This window comes from Peptoniphilus grossensis ph5 (genome assembly GCF_000311825.1).
Taxonomy (GTDB): Bacteria; Bacillota; Clostridia; order Tissierellales; family Peptoniphilaceae; genus Peptoniphilus_A; species Peptoniphilus_A hominis.
In genome coordinates this window covers 289,969-308,563 of record NZ_HE978566.1, presented here as the reverse complement: position 1 = coordinate 308,563, position 18,595 = coordinate 289,969, and the positions used below count along the sequence as shown (strand labels likewise).

Annotated in this window: 20 protein-coding genes; 8 read left to right on the top strand and 12 right to left on the bottom strand. The window is 34.8% G+C overall.

Annotated elements, in window-relative coordinates; genetic code table 11:
• Positions 1-287 precede the first annotated feature (287 nt).
• From HGPG_RS01400 to HGPG_RS01390, 3 genes are read right to left on the bottom strand one after another with little or no spacing between them, the layout of a single operon-like run.
• Entirely contained in the window at positions 288-1,079 is a 792-nt protein-coding gene (locus tag HGPG_RS01400; protein WP_019124263.1) for a metal ABC transporter permease, read from the bottom strand.
• Complete coding sequence (locus HGPG_RS01395) at positions 1,079-1,738, bottom strand: metal ABC transporter ATP-binding protein (protein WP_019124262.1); 660 nt, start codon at positions 1,736-1,738, stop codon at positions 1,079-1,081. The genes HGPG_RS01400 and HGPG_RS01395 overlap by 1 nt, the downstream gene beginning before the upstream one ends.
• Complete coding sequence (locus tag HGPG_RS01390) at positions 1,738-2,805, bottom strand: metal ABC transporter substrate-binding protein (RefSeq protein ID WP_019124261.1); 1,068 nt, start codon at positions 2,803-2,805, stop codon at positions 1,738-1,740. Before HGPG_RS01390 ends, HGPG_RS01395 begins: the two co-directional genes overlap by 1 nt.
• A gap of 131 nt (positions 2,806-2,936) precedes the next feature.
• Here HGPG_RS01390 and HGPG_RS01385 point away from each other — a divergent pair, with 131 nt between their 5' ends.
• Positions 2,937-3,353: a Fur family transcriptional regulator gene (locus tag HGPG_RS01385; protein ID WP_019124260.1), complete on the top strand. Its 417-nt coding sequence runs from the start codon at positions 2,937-2,939 to the stop codon at positions 3,351-3,353.
• A 175-nt stretch (positions 3,354-3,528) separates the two neighbouring features.
• On the opposite strand, the gene HGPG_RS01380 is transcribed toward HGPG_RS01385, so the two are convergent.
• The 5 genes from HGPG_RS01380 to dnaX all read right to left on the bottom strand — a co-directional run bounded on the left by HGPG_RS01380 (position 3,529) and on the right by dnaX (position 9,601).
• A complete protein-coding gene (locus tag HGPG_RS01380) occupies positions 3,529-4,827 on the bottom strand; it encodes a Na+/H+ antiporter NhaC family protein (RefSeq protein WP_019124259.1) in 1,299 nt (432 codons plus the stop codon).
• Between the two features lie 192 nt (positions 4,828-5,019).
• Positions 5,020-6,915 carry an ATP-dependent zinc metalloprotease FtsH gene (gene ftsH, locus HGPG_RS01375; RefSeq protein ID WP_019124258.1) on the bottom strand — a complete coding sequence of 632 codons (1,896 nt, stop codon included), beginning with the start codon at positions 6,913-6,915 and terminating at the stop codon, positions 5,020-5,022.
• A 55-nt stretch (positions 6,916-6,970) separates the two neighbouring features.
• Positions 6,971-7,573 carry a recombination mediator RecR gene (gene recR / locus HGPG_RS01370; protein ID WP_019124257.1) on the bottom strand — a complete coding sequence of 201 codons (603 nt, stop codon included), beginning with the start codon at positions 7,571-7,573 and terminating at the stop codon, positions 6,971-6,973.
• Between the two features lies 1 nt (position 7,574).
• Positions 7,575-7,916, bottom strand: coding sequence for a YbaB/EbfC family nucleoid-associated protein (locus HGPG_RS01365; protein ID WP_019124256.1), 342 nt, complete (start codon positions 7,914-7,916; stop codon positions 7,575-7,577).
• Positions 7,917-7,924: 8 nt separating this feature from the next.
• Complete coding sequence (dnaX, locus tag HGPG_RS01360) at positions 7,925-9,601, bottom strand: DNA polymerase III subunit gamma/tau (protein WP_019124255.1); 1,677 nt, start codon at positions 9,599-9,601, stop codon at positions 7,925-7,927.
• A gap of 180 nt (positions 9,602-9,781) precedes the next feature.
• Between dnaX and HGPG_RS01355 the strand changes: the two genes are divergently transcribed.
• The 3 genes from HGPG_RS01355 to HGPG_RS01345 all read left to right on the top strand — a co-directional run bounded on the left by HGPG_RS01355 (position 9,782) and on the right by HGPG_RS01345 (position 12,514).
• Positions 9,782-10,072, top strand: coding sequence for a hypothetical protein (locus HGPG_RS01355; protein WP_019124254.1), 291 nt, complete (start codon positions 9,782-9,784; stop codon positions 10,070-10,072).
• Between the two features lie 163 nt (positions 10,073-10,235).
• Positions 10,236-12,002 carry a zinc ribbon domain-containing protein gene (locus HGPG_RS01350; protein WP_036731176.1) on the top strand — a complete coding sequence of 589 codons (1,767 nt, stop codon included), beginning with the start codon at positions 10,236-10,238 and terminating at the stop codon, positions 12,000-12,002.
• A 266-nt stretch (positions 12,003-12,268) separates the two neighbouring features.
• Positions 12,269-12,514, top strand: coding sequence for a hypothetical protein (locus HGPG_RS01345; RefSeq protein WP_187115836.1), 246 nt, complete (start codon positions 12,269-12,271; stop codon positions 12,512-12,514).
• Between the two features lie 39 nt (positions 12,515-12,553).
• Here HGPG_RS01345 and HGPG_RS01340 read toward each other — a convergent pair whose 3' ends face one another.
• Positions 12,554-13,594, bottom strand: coding sequence for a s-methyl-5-thioribose-1-phosphate isomerase (locus HGPG_RS01340; protein WP_019124250.1), 1,041 nt, complete (start codon positions 13,592-13,594; stop codon positions 12,554-12,556).
• Positions 13,595-14,419 (bottom strand): purine-nucleoside phosphorylase, encoded by an 825-nt coding sequence (locus tag HGPG_RS01335; RefSeq protein WP_019124249.1) that lies wholly within the window; start codon positions 14,417-14,419, stop codon positions 13,595-13,597.
• Between the two features lie 88 nt (positions 14,420-14,507).
• On the opposite strand from HGPG_RS01335, the gene HGPG_RS01330 reads away from it, so the two are divergent.
• Positions 14,508-15,092, top strand: coding sequence for a class II aldolase/adducin family protein (locus HGPG_RS01330; protein WP_019124248.1), 585 nt, complete (start codon positions 14,508-14,510; stop codon positions 15,090-15,092).
• A gap of 98 nt (positions 15,093-15,190) precedes the next feature.
• Here HGPG_RS01330 and HGPG_RS01325 read toward each other — a convergent pair whose 3' ends face one another.
• On the bottom strand, positions 15,191-15,715 hold the full coding sequence (locus HGPG_RS01325; protein WP_019124247.1) for a cysteine hydrolase family protein: 525 nt from the start codon (positions 15,713-15,715) through the stop codon (positions 15,191-15,193).
• A gap of 77 nt (positions 15,716-15,792) precedes the next feature.
• On the opposite strand from HGPG_RS01325, the gene sfsA reads away from it, so the two are divergent.
• Genes sfsA through HGPG_RS01310 form a run of 3 tightly spaced genes read left to right on the top strand, consistent with a single transcriptional unit; the run spans position 15,793 to position 17,208 of the window.
• A complete protein-coding gene (gene sfsA / locus HGPG_RS01320; RefSeq protein WP_019124246.1) occupies positions 15,793-16,509 on the top strand; it encodes a DNA/RNA nuclease SfsA in 717 nt (238 codons plus the stop codon).
• A complete protein-coding gene (locus HGPG_RS01315) occupies positions 16,482-16,985 on the top strand; it encodes a GNAT family N-acetyltransferase (RefSeq protein WP_019124245.1) in 504 nt (167 codons plus the stop codon). The genes sfsA and HGPG_RS01315 overlap by 28 nt, the downstream gene beginning before the upstream one ends.
• A 7-nt stretch (positions 16,986-16,992) precedes the next feature.
• A complete protein-coding gene (locus HGPG_RS01310) occupies positions 16,993-17,208 on the top strand; it encodes a DUF6440 family protein (protein WP_036731361.1) in 216 nt (71 codons plus the stop codon).
• A gap of 48 nt (positions 17,209-17,256) precedes the next feature.
• Here the strand turns inward: HGPG_RS01310 and mgtE are convergent, their stop codons facing one another.
• Positions 17,257-18,594: a magnesium transporter gene (mgtE, locus tag HGPG_RS01305; protein ID WP_019124243.1), complete on the bottom strand. Its 1,338-nt coding sequence runs from the start codon at positions 18,592-18,594 to the stop codon at positions 17,257-17,259.
• Between the last annotated feature and the right edge of the window lies 1 nt (position 18,595).

Below are 18,595 nucleotides of genomic sequence, written 5' to 3'. Positions count from 1 at the left end.
TAAAAATATGTTATAATTAATATGAGGTGATTATATGAGCAATTTTGTTAATTATTTACTTAGACAGTTTTTAATTATTTTATTACCCTTTTTTCCTGTCATACTTGGAAATCTAGGTTTTTCTGATTTTAAAAAATCCTTTAAAAAAGAATACTATATTCTTACATACCTCTGCACTGTTATAGCTTTCATTGTTTTTGTTTTTTGCATTTGTTTATATAATCTTGGAATATATTTATAATTAAAATAAATCAAATAAAGAGTGGGGACACATGCCGTCCTCACTCTTATTTTTTCTTTATTAAAAGTATAATTGTTAAAAATAAAACTCCAAATAATACAATTGCGCCGCCTGGTTTAAGTCCAATATAAAAAGATGATACAAGCCCCGTTATTGTAAAGATAAAGCCAAAGATTGATGCAAGAATAGTGGTCTTTAAATAGCCAAGCTTAAACTGCATGGCTGATGCCACTGGCACTACCATTAGTGATGAGATAATTAAAATCCCAACAGTTCTTGCAGAAACAGAAATAGTAACTGCAATTAATATCATAAAAATTAAATTTACCCTATCAACATTTACTCCAGATAATCTCGCCGATGATTCATCAAAGGAAATATACATTAGGTCAGTAAAAAGATAGAAAAATAAAATAAATACCACAAGAGAAACTATTAAGATTAAATAAAAATCAAATTCTGGTATGGCAATTATAGAGCCGAAAAGATATTCTTCGAAGTTGGCACTTGTCTTTACAAAGCCAGAAAAAAGTGATGCAAGACCAATGCCCGTGCTCATTAAGATTGCAGAGGAAATTTCTTGGTAACCAGGAAATTTTGTCCTCACATATTCCAAAAATAAAGAGCCGAGAACACACAAGACTAAGGCTCCAAGGACTGGTGAAGTTGATGTTATTAGTCCCAGCATTACACCAGCAAGGGACACATGGGATAGGGCATCACCAATTACAGAAATCTTTTTATTGACAACTACAACACCCATGCAAGGGATAATTATTGACAAGAAGGCTCCAACTATTAGCGCCTTTATCATGTATGAATATTGAAAGATTTCCATTATTTCACTTCCCTAATTTTTTCGTCTTTTATCTCAAAAACTTTATTTACATTTTCTTCCACTTCTTCAAGATTGTGGGTGATCATTAAAATTGTAATATTGTGTTCTCTATTGATGTGGCTCAAAAGATGAAATAGTGACTCCTTGGACTCTCTGTCCACACCAGTCATGGGCTCGTCTAAGATTAAAAATTCAGGTGTGGCAACAAGGGTCTTGGCTATTAAAACTCTCTGCCTTTGGCCACCAGATAACTCAGTGTAAAGTCTATCCTTATATTTTTCCATGCCAACAAGCTTTAGGGCACTTGTAATTTTTTCCCTGTCATAAGATTTTAATTTTCTAAAGCCCTTGTTCTTTGGATAGAGTGCAAGAGACAATAATTCTGTAACTGTTATTGGAAATTCCAAAGAAGATGGGACTGATAATTGCGGCACATAGCCAATGTCCTTTAATCCATTTTTTGTATAAAAAGAAACAGTGCCGGTAAGTGGTTTAAGTTGATTTAAAATCAGCTTAACTAAAGTCGACTTTCCGGCACCGTTAGAACCTATAAGGGCGATATAGTCGCCCCTATAGACATCAAAATTTATATCATCTAAAACTAATTCATCGCTGTATTTAAAGCTTAGATTTTTGATTTCTAACAATTTTTCCTTCACTATTTTAAAGCACCTACTAAATTTTCTAAATTTTCTTCCATTATGCTAAAATAATCTTCATTATTTTTTATTTGTTCTTCGCTTAATCCTTCAATTGGTGAAAGGACCTTCACAAGGCATCCCGTTTCATCGGCAATAATTTTTGAAACCTTTGGATCAATTAATTCTTCTGTGAAAATAGTTGTGATTTTATTTTCTTTTACATAGTTAATTATCTCAGCCATTTTCTTTGCATCTGGCTCAGTTTCTGCATTTACACCCTTTATACCAATTTGAGTCAAATTATAGTCCTTGCATAAGTATCCATAAGCTTCATGGCTAACTACAATAGTCTTATTTGGAAGAGGGCTTAACTTTTCAGAATATTTTGCATCAAGTTCATCTAACATTTTAGCATATTTTTGGTAATTTGACTCATAATAATCTGCATTTTCTTTGTCAAGTTCCACTAAAGCATTCTTTATGTTTTCCATTTCAATTTTTGCATTCTTTGGTGAAATCCAAACATGGGGATCCATTGGTCCATGGTGGTGACCTTCATGATCATGATCCTCTTCATGAGCTTCGTGATTGTGGTTGTTTTCAGCTGTTTCATGATTGTGGTCATGATTTTCTTCTGCTTCATGATTGTGATTTTCTTCAGCCCCTTCATGATCATGATCTTCATCTTCGTGATCATGACTTGACTTAATAAGTTCTACGCCCTCTGAGGCTTCCACTACTTTTAAATCTTTATTTGATAGAGAATCAATGACCTTATCAGTCCAAGATTCAAGGCCTGCACCATTGTAGATAAACAAATCTGCACTTTCTAAATTTTTAATTGCCTTAGTATCTGGTTCCCATCCATGAGGTTCAGTACCTTGTGGCATTACCATCTCAACATCAAGCTTGTCGCCAGCGATCTTTTTGGCAAAGTCATACATTGGATAAACTGAAGCATAAACCTTTAGTCCTTCCTTATTTTCTGTATCTTTTCCAGCATCCTTTGTTTCTGCTCCCTTAGAACAACCTGAGAATAAAACTATTCCCGCTAATAAAAATAATATTTTCTTAATATTTTTCATTTTTCTTTTTTCCTCCTAAACAATAATGATTTCCATTAATTATTATAGCAAAATTTTTTCATTTTTAAAGTAATTTTTTAAATTAAATAAATTTTGATATAATACTTATAAGATTGAAAGCAGGTGAATTTTTGAAAAATTTTGAAGATATATTAAAGAAAAATAATTTAAAGGTAACTAAGGGAAGGCTTGCCCTTTTGGATCTTCTATATAATTCTCATGTACCCATGAATACAGAGGAAATTTTTGAAGCTGTGGACAAAAAATCTCTGCCTAGCTTCACTTCCCTTTACAGGATGCTAAATGAACTTACTGATAAAAATATTTTGAAGAAAAACTTGTATCACAACGGGCTTTATTATTTTGAATTTGCAAATATGGGTCACAGACACTACATAGTTTGTGACAAGTGCGGCAAAATTTCTGCCATAGAAAATTGTCCAATTTCAGATTTTGAAAAAATTGCTGAAGAAGAAACTGGCTACACTGTGACAAATCATATAGTTGAACTTCGTGGCGTCTGTCCTGACTGCCAAAAAGATAAATAAACCACATTGTGGAATGCTATTCACATGGCAAAATATTTCTTTACTTTTTTCATTATAGAGTTATAATATATTAAGTAAAATAAAAATTTATTTTACTTCCTTTACTTATATTTTGGCAAAAAAGAAGAGGCTTCTGTTCACCCCGCAGAAGCCTCTTTTGTCTTTGTTATCCATATTAAATTAAAGTTGTGACAAATCCACCTATTAAAATTAGTGGCACTCCAAAGAAACAAATTTGTGGAATACAAGTATCCTTGATGTGCTCATGTTGTCCGTCAACTGAAAGACCAGATGTAGGTCCTAAAGTTGTATCAGATGCTGGTGAACCTGCATCGCCACAAGCTGCTGCTACAGTTACAAGTAAAATAGTAGCTGGAATTGAATATCCAAGACTTGATGCAATTGGCACATAAATTGCTGAAATAATAGGAACTGTACCAAAGGATGTTCCTATTCCAAGAGTAATCATAAGTCCTAGAAGAATCATTACATAGGATGCTACAAGTTTTGAACCACCTAAGAATTTAGTTGCTACTTGAACTAAATCGTCAACTGCTCCACACTCTTTAACTACTTCTGCATATCCTGCTGCCAGTAGCATTACAAAGGCAATAAAGCCCATCATCTTAATACCACCGTCAAGCATCTTTTGCATATCAGACCACTTAACTACGCCTGTTACAACTACAAATATTAGTCCAATTAAGGCTCCAAGTGGAAGTGAGTTTGTGAGCATTTGAACAACAACTGTTATTACTCCAGATAAAAGAACAATTATGTGTTTCTTTTCTAATTTTTCTGGCACTTCAATTATTTTACCTTCAACACTTTTAGTTTCATATTCCTTATCTTTCATAAAGAAAATCAAGCCAGCACATAGACCTAAAAACATTATAAGGGCAACTATCCAGTTAGTTCCTGTTACATCCTTATCTGTAATAGTAAGTCCTGATCTAGCAAAGGAATCGATAATCAAGCCGTGAAATATTGCACCATAACCAATAGGTAGGGCAATATAAGGTGCCTTGAGTCCAAAACCAAAGGAAACAGAGAGCATCTTTCTGTTCATTTTCATTTTGTTAGTTACTGCTAGAAGTGGTGGTATCAAAATTGGTATAAAGGCTATGTGAATTGGTATAACAGTTTCTGCGGCTATTGCAATCACAATTATAATTGCACATAGTAAAATTTTATTACCCTTTACCAGTGAGCCAATTTTTTTTGCCATTATGGCAGCGGCACCAGTTTCTTCCATACAATAGGCAAGAGAGCCAAGAAGTATATAGCTAAGAGCTGTTTCAGCGTTGCCTCCCATTCCACCTATTAAAACTTTCATAGTCTCAGTGATTCCAAGTCCTGAGATAAGTCCTGCTGCAATGCCTGAAATCATCAGTGCAAAAAACACAGGGACTTTTGCTAAACATAAGGCTGCCAAAATTATTACTGACAGCACAACTGCATTTGTAAAAATCATTTTTTTCCCCTTTTCTTTCTAATTTCCTTTTACCCCTTTTATACATTTTAATCCAAAATTTCATCAAAAAAAAGACTTTTCTGTAATTAGAAAAATCTTTTCTATAATAAATATTAATTTAACTATGATGTAAAAGAAAAACCTTCTTGACCTGAAATTAGTTGTTTAAGCCCTTTTTATAAGCTTTTGCCTTTACATATCTTGACTTTCATCTATAGACTCACCATCATCTTGGACCTCAGCTTGACTTTCTTTTTCATCGTATTCCTTTAATATGTCCATAAATTCTTCGCCAGTAATTGTCTCTTGGCGAAGAAGATATTCTGCAATGGCATGAAGAGCTCTGATGTTTTCCTTTAAAATTTTTCTAGCTTCATCGTGAGCCTGGTCAATAATTTTTTGGACTGCCTCGTCTATTTCATATTGTGTTTGTGGTGAACATTGTAATGATGTATCGCCACCAAGGTAGGCATTGGTCATTGATTCCAGTGCAACAAAGCCAAATTCATCTGTCATGCCAAATCTTGTAACCATAGCCTTGGCAATTTTTGTTGCCTTTTCAATGTCATTTGACGCTCCACTTGTCCTGATGTTAAAAATTAATTCTTCAGCAGACCTTCCGCCAGTTAGGGTTACAATGCTATTTATGGCATCTTCCTTAGTCATAAGGAATTTTTCTTCCTCATCAACTTGCATAGTGTAGCCAAGAGCCCCTGATGTTCTTGGAATAATTGTAATTTTGTGAACTGGAGCTGAATCCTTTTGCTTTGCAGCAACAAGGGCGTGACCAACTTCGTGGTAGGCAATTATTCTCTTTTCCTTTGGAGAAATAACTGCATTTTTCTTTTCATAACCTGCAAGGACAACTTCTACAGATTCTTCCAAGTCTCTTTCACTCATTTTGTCTCTGCCTTCACGAACTGCACGAAGGGCTGCCTCATTTATCATGTTGGCAAGGTCGGCACCAGATGCACCTGCAGTGGCACGAGCAATTTTGTCGTAATCTATATTTTCTTCCTTTTTTATGTCCTTGGCATGAACTCTTAGTATGGCTATCCTTCCACTTAAGTCAGGTAGCTCAACTGGTATTCTCCTGTCAAATCTGCCTGGCCTTAAAAGAGCTGGGTCAAGAGAATCTGGTCTATTTGTGGCAGCGAGAATTACAACTCCAGCCTTGGCATCAAAGCCGTCCATCTCTGAAAGAAGTTGGTTAAGTGTTTGCTCTCTTTCATCATTGCCAGAAAATCCAGACCCATCTCTTCTCTTGCCAATTGTGTCAATTTCGTCAATAAAAATTATGCAAGGAGCCTTTTCCACTGCTTGCTTAAATAAGTCTCTAACCTTAGCAGCACCAAGACCTACAAACATTTCAACAAAGGCTGAACCTGAAATTGAAAAGAAGGGTACCTCTGCTTCACTTGCTACAGCCTTGGCAAGAAGAGTCTTACCAGTGCCTGGAGGACCAACTAATAGGGCCCCCTTAGGTAGTTTTGCACCAATTTCTGTGTACTTCTTTGGATTGTGTAAAAAGTCCACAAGTTCTGACAAGGCTTCCTTTGCCTCATCTTGTCCCGCTACATTTTCGAATTTAATTCCATCAGTAGATTCAACATAGATCTTTGCCCCACTTTTGCCAAGACTCATGGGACCAACATCGCCCATTCTCTTGAAAATAAATTTTGAGAGAAAGATCCAAAAGGCAATAAGAATCGCAAAGGTAGCAATAGTTGAAATTATAAAGGAAAGCACTGGATTCATTTCAGGCTTATAAACTTGAGCAGACTTTACATTTTTATTTACTAACCTATCAACTAAATTTGGATCATACATCCTATTAGTTTCATACTTAACTTTCTTCCCATCTTTATCTATTTCAAAGGCAATGGTCCTATCTCGAACCTCTGCCTTTTTAACTTCGCCCCTGTTGACAAGATTTACAAAGGAAACATAGTCAATTTCTTTTATGTCCTTTTCCTTGTTAAGCCTTGGCACAAAAACTATGGCGACTAGGTAAAAAATCACTATCGCCAAAATTACATAGAGAATTGTGGGAATATATTTATTAAAATTATTTTTGTTGTTAGACAAAATTTTCCCCTTTCTAAAGTTTTTTAAAGAAAAAATTTGGGACCAAGTCCCAAAATTAATCTAGCCTTCTTCTATTTTCCATGGCAGTCTGAATGGTGATCTCGTCGTAAAACTCGAGATCTCCTCCAACTGGCAAGCCGTATCCTATTCTCGAAACTGTAATATCAAAGTCCTTTAAAATATTTTTTATATAAGTTGCAGTTGCATCGCCATCAACAGTGGGATTAGTTGCAACAATTACTTCTTTAATATTTTCCTTTTTCACTCTCTCAATTAGTTCCTTTACCTTTACATCTTCTGGCGATTTCCCCTTTAGTGGCGAAATTACACCGTGAAGTACATGGTATTTTCCACGAAAGCTGTTAGACCTCTCCATGGCGTCTACATCCTTGGGGCTTTCTACTACGCAAATAATAGAGTCGTCCCTTGTCTTACTTGAACAAATATGGCAGGGGTCGCTGTCAGCATAATTCATGCAAATGGAACATTGAACTGTATTTCTCTTTGCAGCAATGATGGCATCACTTAAACTTACAACTTCAGCATCATCGAGACCTATAATGTGATAGGCAAGCCTTTGAGCAGTTTTAGAACCAATCCCAGGAAGTCTATTTAATTTTTTTATTAAATCTTCAATAGGACCAATTTCTTTGTTCATCTTATAGCCCCGGAATATTTAATCCACCAGTTAATTTGCCCATTTGAGAGTTCATTTTGCTTTCAGCATTTCTCATAGCTTCATTTACTGCAGCCACGATTAGATCTTCAAGCATTTCAACATCATCTGGATCAACTGCATCTTTGTCAAGCTTAATAGAAATAAGTTCCTTGTTTCCATTTACAGTTGCACAAACTGCTCCGCCACCAGAAGTTGCAGAAATTTCTTCATTTGCCAAATTTTCTTGCATTTCTTCCATTTGTTTTTGAAGCTTTTCAATTTGCTTCATCATATTATTTCTTCCGCCTCCACCAGGGAAGCCGTTAAATCCACCTCTAGCCATATTTCCTCCTAAATATCTTCTATATTATTTTTCCCAAAAATTTCTTCTAACTTGTCTGCTCCAGCTTTTTGCAATTTAAACCTAACATCAATATCCTTGCCGTAAATGGACTTTAATAGGTCTGGCAAAATATTTTTTCTCTCAGGATCTGAGCAGTAATTATAGTAAAATTCATACCCTTCTTGAAAAACTATTTCTAAAATATTTTCGTGAAACTTTTCTAGTTTAGCAAAGGTCAAAAATCCTCCAAAGCCAGCATAACTTTTAGATTTAAGTTCTGCTACAATTTTTCCCCAATCGCTGTTTATTTTTTCAAGAGAAAGTGTACCTTCTCCAACTTGATTTACTTCACCATTATCCTCTATTATAGCAGATTGATTTGATTTTTCAATTGACTGGTCCTCTGGTCCATCCCTTAAAATATCATGGTCAGAATTTTTTTGGACTTCTTTTTTATCAGTAGCCTTATCAAGATTTTTTTCTATATCTGATTTATTCATTGCAGGAAAAACTTCTTCATGCTTAAAATTATTTGTAAGCCCCTTATTTTCAAGAACACTTAACTTGTCTTCCAAGGTCTTAAGTCTTAGAGCCAGGTCGTCTTTTACAAGTCTCTTGCAAATTTTTATTGCATTCATTTCGAAGACCACGCGCTTGTTGTCTGCATATTTTATTTCCACTGCAAGATTTTTTAAAATGTCGATAATAATAAGTAGGTCTTCTAGGTCAGTTTCTCCAGCCATTTCTTGAAACTCACTTAAGTGAGATGTATAGATTATTTTTTTCGGGTCCTTTAAAGTTTTTACCAATAAAAAATCTCTAAAGTGATTTAAAATTTGTGAAGAAAGAGTGTTAAAGTCCACGCCCTCTTTATAAATTTCATCAATGGCATAAAGTGCCCCAGCTACATCTTTTTCCACAAGCGCTCTTGAAAGTGAAAATAAAAGTTCTGATGAGGAAATACCAAGGACTTCCATGGCATCTTCTAACTTTATATGATCCCTACTCTTTGTAATAAGTTGGTCCAAAACTGAAAGGGCATCTCTCATTGCACCATCAGAAGACTTGGCAATAAGGGTAAAGACTTCCTCGTCACAGGATTTCCCCTCAAGGTCTGTAATTTTTTTCAAATTTTCTGTAATTTCTTCTATAGAAATTCTCTTAAAGTTATATTTTTGAGACCTAGATAAAATTGTGGCAGGAATTTTTTGTATTTCAGTAGTTGCAAGTATAAATATTAAATGTCTTGGCGGCTCTTCCAGGATTTTTAATAGGGCATTAAAGGCTCCCTTGGAGAGCATGTGAACCTCGTCAATTATGTAGACCTTGTACTTTAAAGATTGAGGCGGATAAATTACTTTTTCCTTTAGCTCTCTTATATCGTCAACACCGTTGTTACTTGCGGCATCCATTTCCACTACATCTAAAACTGATTCACTTAAGATAGCCTTGCAATTTTCACACTCATTGCAGGGATTGCCATCAATGGGATGAAGACAATTTACTGCACGGGACAAAATTTTTGCAGCAGATGTCTTTCCTGTTCCCCTAGTTCCTTGAAATATATAGGCGTGACTTATTTCGCCATTTTTCACTTGATTCTTTAATGAAGTTGTAACTGCTTCTTGACCACAAATCTCGTCAAAGGTTTTTGGCCTGTATTTTCTATATAATGCTTTGTACATTTTCTCACCTAAAATAATTATACATGAAAAAAATTTTTATTAAATTAAATTTAAGGATTTAGAGACAATTTTTCTTTTTCCAAAATATTTAACATCCTCTTCACATAATTTTCACATGGCAAGTATATTATGTAGACAAATCAAAGAAACAATGTGTTTCAAATAGGAGGATTTATTAAAATGAAAAATTTAAAGAAAATAGCAAGCGTTGGAATGATCTCTGTATTAATGTTAGGTATGGTAGCATGCCAAGGCGCTAACAAAAAAGCTGAAGAAGCTGCTAACGCTAAAGAAAATGCAGTAGAAGAACAAGCTGAAGCTAACAAAGCTAAAGTTGAAGCTAACGCTAAAGAAGCTGAAGCTGATGTAAAAGCTGAAGAAGAACAAGCTAAAGAAGAAGTTAATGCTAAAGCTGAAAACGCTAAAGAAGAAGCTGCTGAAGAAGCTCAACCAGAAGAACAAGCAAAATAATTTAGCTTAACTTTTAAAGGAAGCCTTTCGAGGCTTCTTTTTTTACATAATTTTACTTTTAAATACATTTTTTTTGCTGGTAAGAGCTTTTGTAATTCTTTAATTTACTATATAAAAGATTTGTCCACTAGTAAAAATATGTTATAATATTTTAATAGAAATAATGAAAGAAGGTGCTAAATTGTTTTGTCCAAAATGTGGAAATCCTGTCTCTAAAGAGGACAACTTTTGTGCTTCCTGTGGTCACAACTTAAAGGATGTCAAGGTAAGAATTACATCCAAGGGAGATGACAAAAAAGAAGACACTACTAAGGTAAAAAAAGTTTCTGAACACACTAGAGTCTTTAATCCAAAGTCTCTTGATGCCATTGACACCACTGATGAACTCAAAAACATTATTGCTGAAGTAGACAGAAAAATTTCCAAAAATATTGAAGACTACCAAAAGGGCAATGTCCAATCAAAATCACCTGCAAAGGAAAAGATAATTAAAAAATCTCCTGCAAAGGATATTGATATAGAAAAAAAATCTAAAACTTCTGAAAAGAAACTTGATCCTATTGACACAAAAAAAACTGACAAAGAATTTTTAGCAGCCAATAGTGATATTAAATCTGATTTTGGCATGAGCCAAAAAGAACTGGTTAGAAGAGTTCAAGAAGAGCTTAAAAAATCAAATTATAAGGAAAAAGAAAAAACTTCTTCTCCTGCAAAGGAAGAAAAATCTTCACAAGCTAGCATCTCTAAGGATGATTCTTTTGAAAGTTCCTATGATTTAGAAAATATAAAAATTGAAAACCCTAAGAAATTTTCTTTAAAAGAAAAGTGGAAAAATTTTATTAATGAAGAAGACGATGAATTTTCTATTTTCTCAAGCATTAAAGACGACAGCAAGAAAAAAGAAGATACAAGAAATTTGGAGATTAGCAAGTCTCTTGAGGATTCAGAAAAAACTTTTGAGAACACTCTTTCCACTCCAAAGATTGATATTGAAAATGCCATAAAAAAATCTGAAAAGGAAAAAAAGAAAAAAGCAAAAGAAGCTGAAGAAGGAAAAAAATCAAAAGAAATTATTTCTGACAAAAAAGACCATGATAAAATTAAAGCTTCTGGCCAAGAAAAAATTTCTAAGGATTCAAAAGCTTCAGAAAAAGTTAAGCCACTAGAAAAAGAGGCAGAAACTCCTCTTAAAGAGAAAAAATCTAAAAATCTCAAGGCACTATTTTCCTTTAAAGACAAGGGAGAAAAACCTGTCAAGGAAATAAATTCTGTGGATTCAAAGGTTGACAAGGTTATTGAAGAAGACCTATCCAACAAGGTAAGTGACGTGGAAACAAAAATTTCACAAAAATCCATGAAGGGTCTCGACAAGGTTTTAGACTTTTTAAGTAAAATTACCAACAAGATTTCAAATTACGTTGGTGACTTTGGCTCAAAGGAAAGTAAAATTGTAATTGGAATAGGCGCACTATTAAATGCCATTGCACTTTTAATTGGCAGCGGGTCCTTTAGATTTATTTTAATTTTATTTTTAATTCTTAAAATGGTCTTTGACTATTTTGAATTTTATGTACCACTTAATATTGCAACTGACAGAGACGACATTGACACATCTTATCCTGAAGTGAAAAAATTCGCCCTTATAAACTGGATAATTTGTAAGGTATTTTTGTTCCTTGGCTTTTTAATTTCACCCTTTGGTGGCTTCTTAAAATACAATATGTTGCAAGCCTTGACAGCAATGCCTCTTGCCACATTTTTATTAGTTGTGCTTTCTGTCTTAACTGCAATCACTCTTTACAGCAGAGAGTTTATTGGAAGATCAAAAATTAATTTCATTGGCTGGTACGCCATTGCCTTTACACTTTTTGAACTTCTATTTAAGATGATTTGGTTCATAATTAACTTTATTTTCGTAACACTTTTTTAAGATATTTTATATTATTAATTAATAATGGTTTTATTATTCATAATTAAACCTTTTTCTTAATGTTGTTTAAATAGGAGGTTATAACTTGAAGTTAAAAAATTTTAACTTAATAACTTCATTAGTTTTTGTATGTGTATTATGTACAAATCTTGTTTTTGCAAAGTCCGATAATTCTGTAATTTTCTTAGATTCTGAAAACAGATAATTTGAAGTATCTATTGATGAATTAAATAATGGTATAACTAATTTCTTTAAATAATTAAACTATGAAATTTTTTAGAAAAATAATTTTTAGATATAAATTAGAAAAGAAAATGCGAAAAGAATGCAAAGAAAAAGGATTTATTATGGGTAGTTGCTGGTATGATGACGAAGATGGCAAGCGAGTTAGTTTTTCTTACACTTGTGAGGAAAGTCTAATAAAAGCTAGAATACAAGATTTATATTTAAAAATTCATGAACTACTTGCAAAAATAATATTAATGATTAGAAAACAAAAAGGAGAACAGTAAACTCGAACTGCTCTCCTTTTTTCATGCAAATTTTTAAAATTAATAATAACTTTTGTGATCTGTCTCTAAATATTTTTTCAGTTCACTTGGCTTATAGATTCCCTTGTCTGTCACAAAGCCAGTGATGAGTTCTGGTGGCGTTATGTCAAAGGAAGGATAAATTGCCTTTACTCCCCTTGCTGTGTGGTCTCCCAATACAAGTGAAGGGTCACGAAGTTCAATTACTATATCGTCTTTAGCTTTCTTTTCCCCATCTGGCATACCCGTTACATAAAAGGGCACCTTAAACTGGCGAGCCACAAGAGCAATTTGATGAGTGCCAACTTTATTTGCCACATGACCATCAAGGGTAATTGTGTCCGATGCCGATGTAAATAAGTCTATGCCTATATTTTCCATGGTGTAGGCAACCATATTGTCTGTTATGACTGTGGTGTCAAAACCCATTTGGCTTATGCAAGTTGCAGTGAGCCTTGCCCCTTGATAGTAGGGTCTAGTTTCGGTGCAGTAGAATTTAACATCCTTCCCTTGCTCTTTTAAAGTCCTTGTCATTGTGCCAATAATTGTCTCGGCAAAACATTGGGTCAAAACTTTTCCACCATCAGGTATCAAATCGCAGAGATATTTTGCAACTTCATTCATGGCGCTGTATCTTCTGTTTAAAGAATTTATAGATTCTTGAAAAAGTGCTTCCACTACATCATCTCCACTTTCCATTGCCTTTTTGGCAGCTTCTATAGACCCTCTAGTGACTTTTTTTAGTCTTGTAGATGTAGTTGGTCTTGCAGTAGAAATTGTCTCTGCTGCATCTTCTAAGAAGTTTAATAAATCTTCTCCCTTTAACTCTCTCGCCTCATAGGCTGCAAGTGCCATGCCCATTCCTGCTGCTGTGTAGGGTCCTGCTGACTGTGTCACCATGTCCTTTATGGCTTTTGCAACTTCCTTGTGAGTCCTACATATTTCAAAGCGTATTTCCTTTGGATAGACTCTTCTGTCTAAAATCCTAACTTCTCCATCTTCATACCAAGCAACATTTTCATATCTTAGCATAAAGGGCATATCATAATCTTGTCTCTTCATTTATTCCAACTCCCCAATTATTTTCACAATCAAATTTTTTAATTTTGGCGAAACTTCCCTTGCCACATCTTCAACTTCGCTTCCGTCCATATTCTCTATGCGATCAGAGGAATAATTTGTGGCAACTGAAAAGGCAAGGACCCTTATGCCACAGTGACCAGCCGTCAAAGTTTCTGTAATAGTTGACATGCCAACTAAGTCGCCGCCAAGACTTCTTATGGCCCTAATTTCTGATGGCGATTCAAAAAATGGTCCCACGGTGAAGAAGTAAACTCCTTCCTTTAATTCAATCCCCTCTTCAAGGGCAGATTTTTTTGCAAGGCTGCGAAGTTCCTTGTCATATAAATTGTCAATAGGATAAAATCTTTCGCCAAATTCTGATAAATTGTTGCCCCTTGTAGGACTAAGGCCAGCAAAATTTATATGGTCTCTAATTAGGCAAATATCTCCTGGGAAAAAATTATAATTTACAGCACCTGCTGCATTTGTGAGAATTAAATTTTTCACCCCAAGGAGTTTTAAAACATAAACTGGCATGGCAAGTTCGTCAAAGTCATAGCCTTCATAGTAGTGAAATCTTTTGGTCATGCAAATTACAAACTTGCCTGATAATTTTCCAAAAATAAATTTCCCCTCACTATTACTTGTGGAAACCAAAAAATTTGGCACATCTCTGTAGTCAATTTCTAGCTTATCTTCCATTTCATCTAAAAGATTTTCAAGACCTGTGCCGAGAATTATGGCAAGCTCTGGCCTTGTTTTTATCTTTTCTAAAATATAGTCTGCACTTTTTTTATAATTTTCAAAAATTTTTTTCTTTAACATAGTATCTCTCCATTTATCTTTAGTCTAACACAGGATAAGCAATTGTCAATTGCAGGTAAGATGTGATAAATTATATTTGAGGTGCGACATGAATAACAGAAAAATTTTAGTAGAATATGGAAAAAAACTTTTAGATAAAAAATTAGTGGCAGGCACTAGCGGCAATTTAAGCCTTAGGGGTCAAGGTGATGAAATTTACATTAGCCCAAGTGGCATGGACTACTTAGAAATTACAGAAGATGACATTGTAAAAATAAATTTTAAGGGTGAAATTTTAGAGGGAGACAAAAAACCTTCCTCAGAGTGGATGATGCACGCGGAAATTTATAAAAATTATCCAGCCTACAATGCTATAGTACACACTCATTCAAGTTTTGCCACAGCCTTTGCAGTTTCACGGAAAAAGATTCCCCTAATTTTAATTGAGATGGAACCCTTTTTAGGTGGCGAAATTGAAGTAGCTCCCTTTGAGCCTTCAGGTTCTTTTGAACTTGCAAGGTCTATCCTTCCCTACTTGAAAAAATCAAACTCCTGCCTACTAGCAAATCATGGAGTTGTCTCTTGCGGCAAGGACATGGAGTCTGCCTTTTTATCAGCCGAATATGTAGAAGACGCGGCAAAAATTTACTATTACTCCTTAAATATTGGCGAGCCAAAAATAATTTCAGAATAAATTTAAAAATAACGCAAAAAAGACAGTCCCCCTGTCTTTTTTCTCTTTACCTATAAATTTTTACCACTAAAAATTTCCCTTGAGCAGTAATAAAAAATTTAAATAGCCTTTATGTGGCAAGATTCCATTACACTTATGGCTGCTGCTTTCTTTTCCTCTGTAAGTCCCTCTGTCAAATCTTTGTAGATATAAATATTTTTTTCTGGCAAAAATCCCTTTACCAATAGGGCATTGGAAACTACGCAAATATCTGTAACAAGTCCCAAGAAATAAATGCTATCTATGCCCTCTTTTTCATCTAAACTTTTTAAATACTCTCCCAGTTCGATTGATGCAAAAGTATTTTTTTCAAATTTTTTTGCCCTATCAAAGCTTTTTGTTTCCTTTAACTCATCTGCAATTTCGTGACCCCATGTACCCTTTATGCAGTGTTCTATTGGAAGATTTTCTCCTTCTTTTGTCTTTAAATAATCTTCATAATGGGTGTCTAAGGTGTAAATTATTTCTCCCTTAAATTCTCTTACCTTCTCTACAACTTTATCTAAAAGTTTTTCTGTGTCCCTTCCCTTTAGAGAGCCACTTATAAAATCATTTTGCATGTCAATTACAACTAATACATCCATGTCCTCACTCCTTTACCCTATGATACAACAAGTTTTACATATTTTAAAGTTCACTGTATAATATTTTGGGGTGAATTATGAAATACAAGAGTGTTTTAAAAGCAGAATTTTTATATAGAAAAAATAGATTTATCGCTCTTTGCAAAAAGGGTTTCTTGACTCTTACTGTCTATGTGCCAAACACTGGCAGGTGCAAGGAAATTTTAACAGAAGGTGCCACAGTTTTTCTTACCTACAATGACAGTCCCAACAGAAAGACTTCCTACACCCTCATTGCTGTCATGAAGGGCGATAAAATTATAAATATTGACTCACAGGCTCCCAACGAGGTGGCTTATCAGGCATTTTTGCAAAATAAAATTGACCTTGGCTTTAAATATAATAAAATAAAAAGAGAATACTCTCATGGTGATTCCCGCTTTGATTTTTATTTAGAAGGCGAAGGCAAAAGAGCTCTCCTAGAAGTCAAGGGCGTGACTCTTGAAAATAAGGGCATCGTCGCCTTCCCCGATGCGCCAACTACAAGGGGACTTAAGCATATAAATGGTCTCATTGATGCTAGTGGCCAATACTTAACTTACATCCTCTTTGTAATTCAAATGAAGGGCGTAAAGTTTTTCACGCCAAATTACCTGACAGATAAAAATTTTTCACAGGGACTTTTAAGGGCAAGGGAGGCTGGAGTAAAAATTCTCGCCTACGACTGCCTAGTCACGAGAAATTCACTGGAAATATCGGATAATGTGCCTGTAGTTTTGGAGGAAACATGGAATTTAGACTTGCAAAAGAATTAGATAGAGAAAAAATCGAAAAAATTTATGAAGATGGCTCTCTTAAATTAAAATCGCTGGGCATAAACCAGTGGCAGGGAGCTGACAAGCCAAATTTAAATAATTTTAAAGTCCTTATTGAAAACAGAAATATTTATGTCTTAGAAGACCAGGGAAAAGTAGTGTCCACTGTAATAATTTACGACCATGATGAGGACTATGAAAATAATTTAGCTGGAGAATGGAAAAGTCCAAGGCCCTATGTGGCTCTTCACAGGATTGGAAGCCTTGCAAGTGAGAGAAAAAAGGGCTACGGCAGAAAAATTATTGAATTTGCAGAAGCCTATGCAAGGGAAAATAATTTTAAATCAGTTCGCATTGACACCCACAGAGAAAATAAGTCCATGCAAAATCTTTTAAATTCAATGGAATATTCTTATGTGGGATTAGTTTATCTTGGTGGCAAAAGTGAAAGATTTGCCTATGAAAAAGTATTGTGAGGTTAATATGTTTAAAGATAGAGAAGACAAAAGATTTATAAAAATTTTTAAGGAGGGCTCTCTCACTGAGTCAATACAAATTCTATTAGACACTGAGACGGGAGTTAACTATATACACCTAAATGCAGGCTACGGAATCAGCATCACTCCCCTTTTTGACAGCGATGGAAAAGTTGTAGTTTCAAGTCAGAGAGAAATACAAAACTATAAAGAAAGAGATTAAAAAAAGCCACAGCTTACTAAAAATCATAAAGTAAACTGTGGCTTATTTTTATATTAAAAATGGCAAGAAAACTGTGGCAAGCCCTAAGAAGATAAAAAATCCAAATACATCTGTAAATGTTGTGAGAAAAATTGATGAGGCTATGGCTGGATCAATTTTCATTTTATCCAAGACCAGTGGAATGAGAAAGCCCATGGAGCAGGCAATTATCATGTTGGCAATCATGGCTAAGAATAAAATAAATCCTAAATAGATATTGTGATGCCAAAATACAAAAACTCCTGCCGCCAAAATTCCTATAATGGCTCCTTCAAAAAGTCCCAAAAATATTTCCTTAAAGATGAGTTTATAATCCTCTTTGAGGGACAACTCACCACGAGCGAGTGATGTAAGTATAATTGAAAGAGTTTGTGAGCCTGCGTTGCCGCCCATTCCCGTTACAATTGGCATGGCTGCAGATAGGACGACTACCTGTGAAATTGTGGACTCAAAGCCCTTTACAACAGATGATGCCAAAAAGGCTGTCAATAAATTTACAATTAACCAGGGAATCCTGCTCTTAAAGGAGTCAAACCAAGTTGAGTCGTAAACTTCGTCTGCATTAACACCGTGCATCTGCAAAATATCTTCGTTGTGCTCTTGGTCGATGATGGCGATAATGTCTTCTGATGTAATAACGCCCAGGATTGCCATGTTGCTGTTTACTACTGGCAAAATGTCAAGCTCGTACTTGCTAAAGAGGTTTGCTGCAACTTCTTGGTCGTCAGTGCCATATACATAAAAGTCCACTTCTTCCAAGATATCTCTTAAAGCTGTCTTTGCATTGGAAACCAAAAGGTCCCTAATTGTCACAATGCCTTGCAGTCTGTGATAATCGTCTGTTACAAAAATTTCGTCAATAATTTCCGTCTCAGGTGAAATTGCCCTAAGTTTTTTTATAGCTTCTTCTGCCGTCAAATTTTCCTTTAGGGCAATAAAATTTGTGGTCATGATACCGCCGGCAGACTCTTCGTCAAAGGAAAGTATCATCTTCAAGGTGTTTTTCTCTGCACTTTTCATTGAAGATAAGATTGCCTTTCTCCTCACAGTGGAAAGAACACCCAAAAGGTCGGCAACTATTGAAGTTTCCATGTGAGCAAAAATATCTATTAAATCATCATCAGTAAAATATGCCATCATCCTTGCGCTTAGGTCATCTTCTGCCGATTCAAAGAGAAGTGCCATGTTATCGTGGCTAACTAGGCTGACAAAAGTTTCCAGGTCCTCATCTTGCAAGTCCTCTGCTTCAAGGGCAATATCTACAGGGTGATACTCATCAAAGAGACTGTTTAAGAGCATATCATCTTTTATTTTTATAATTTTTCTTATCTCTTCATTTAAATCCATT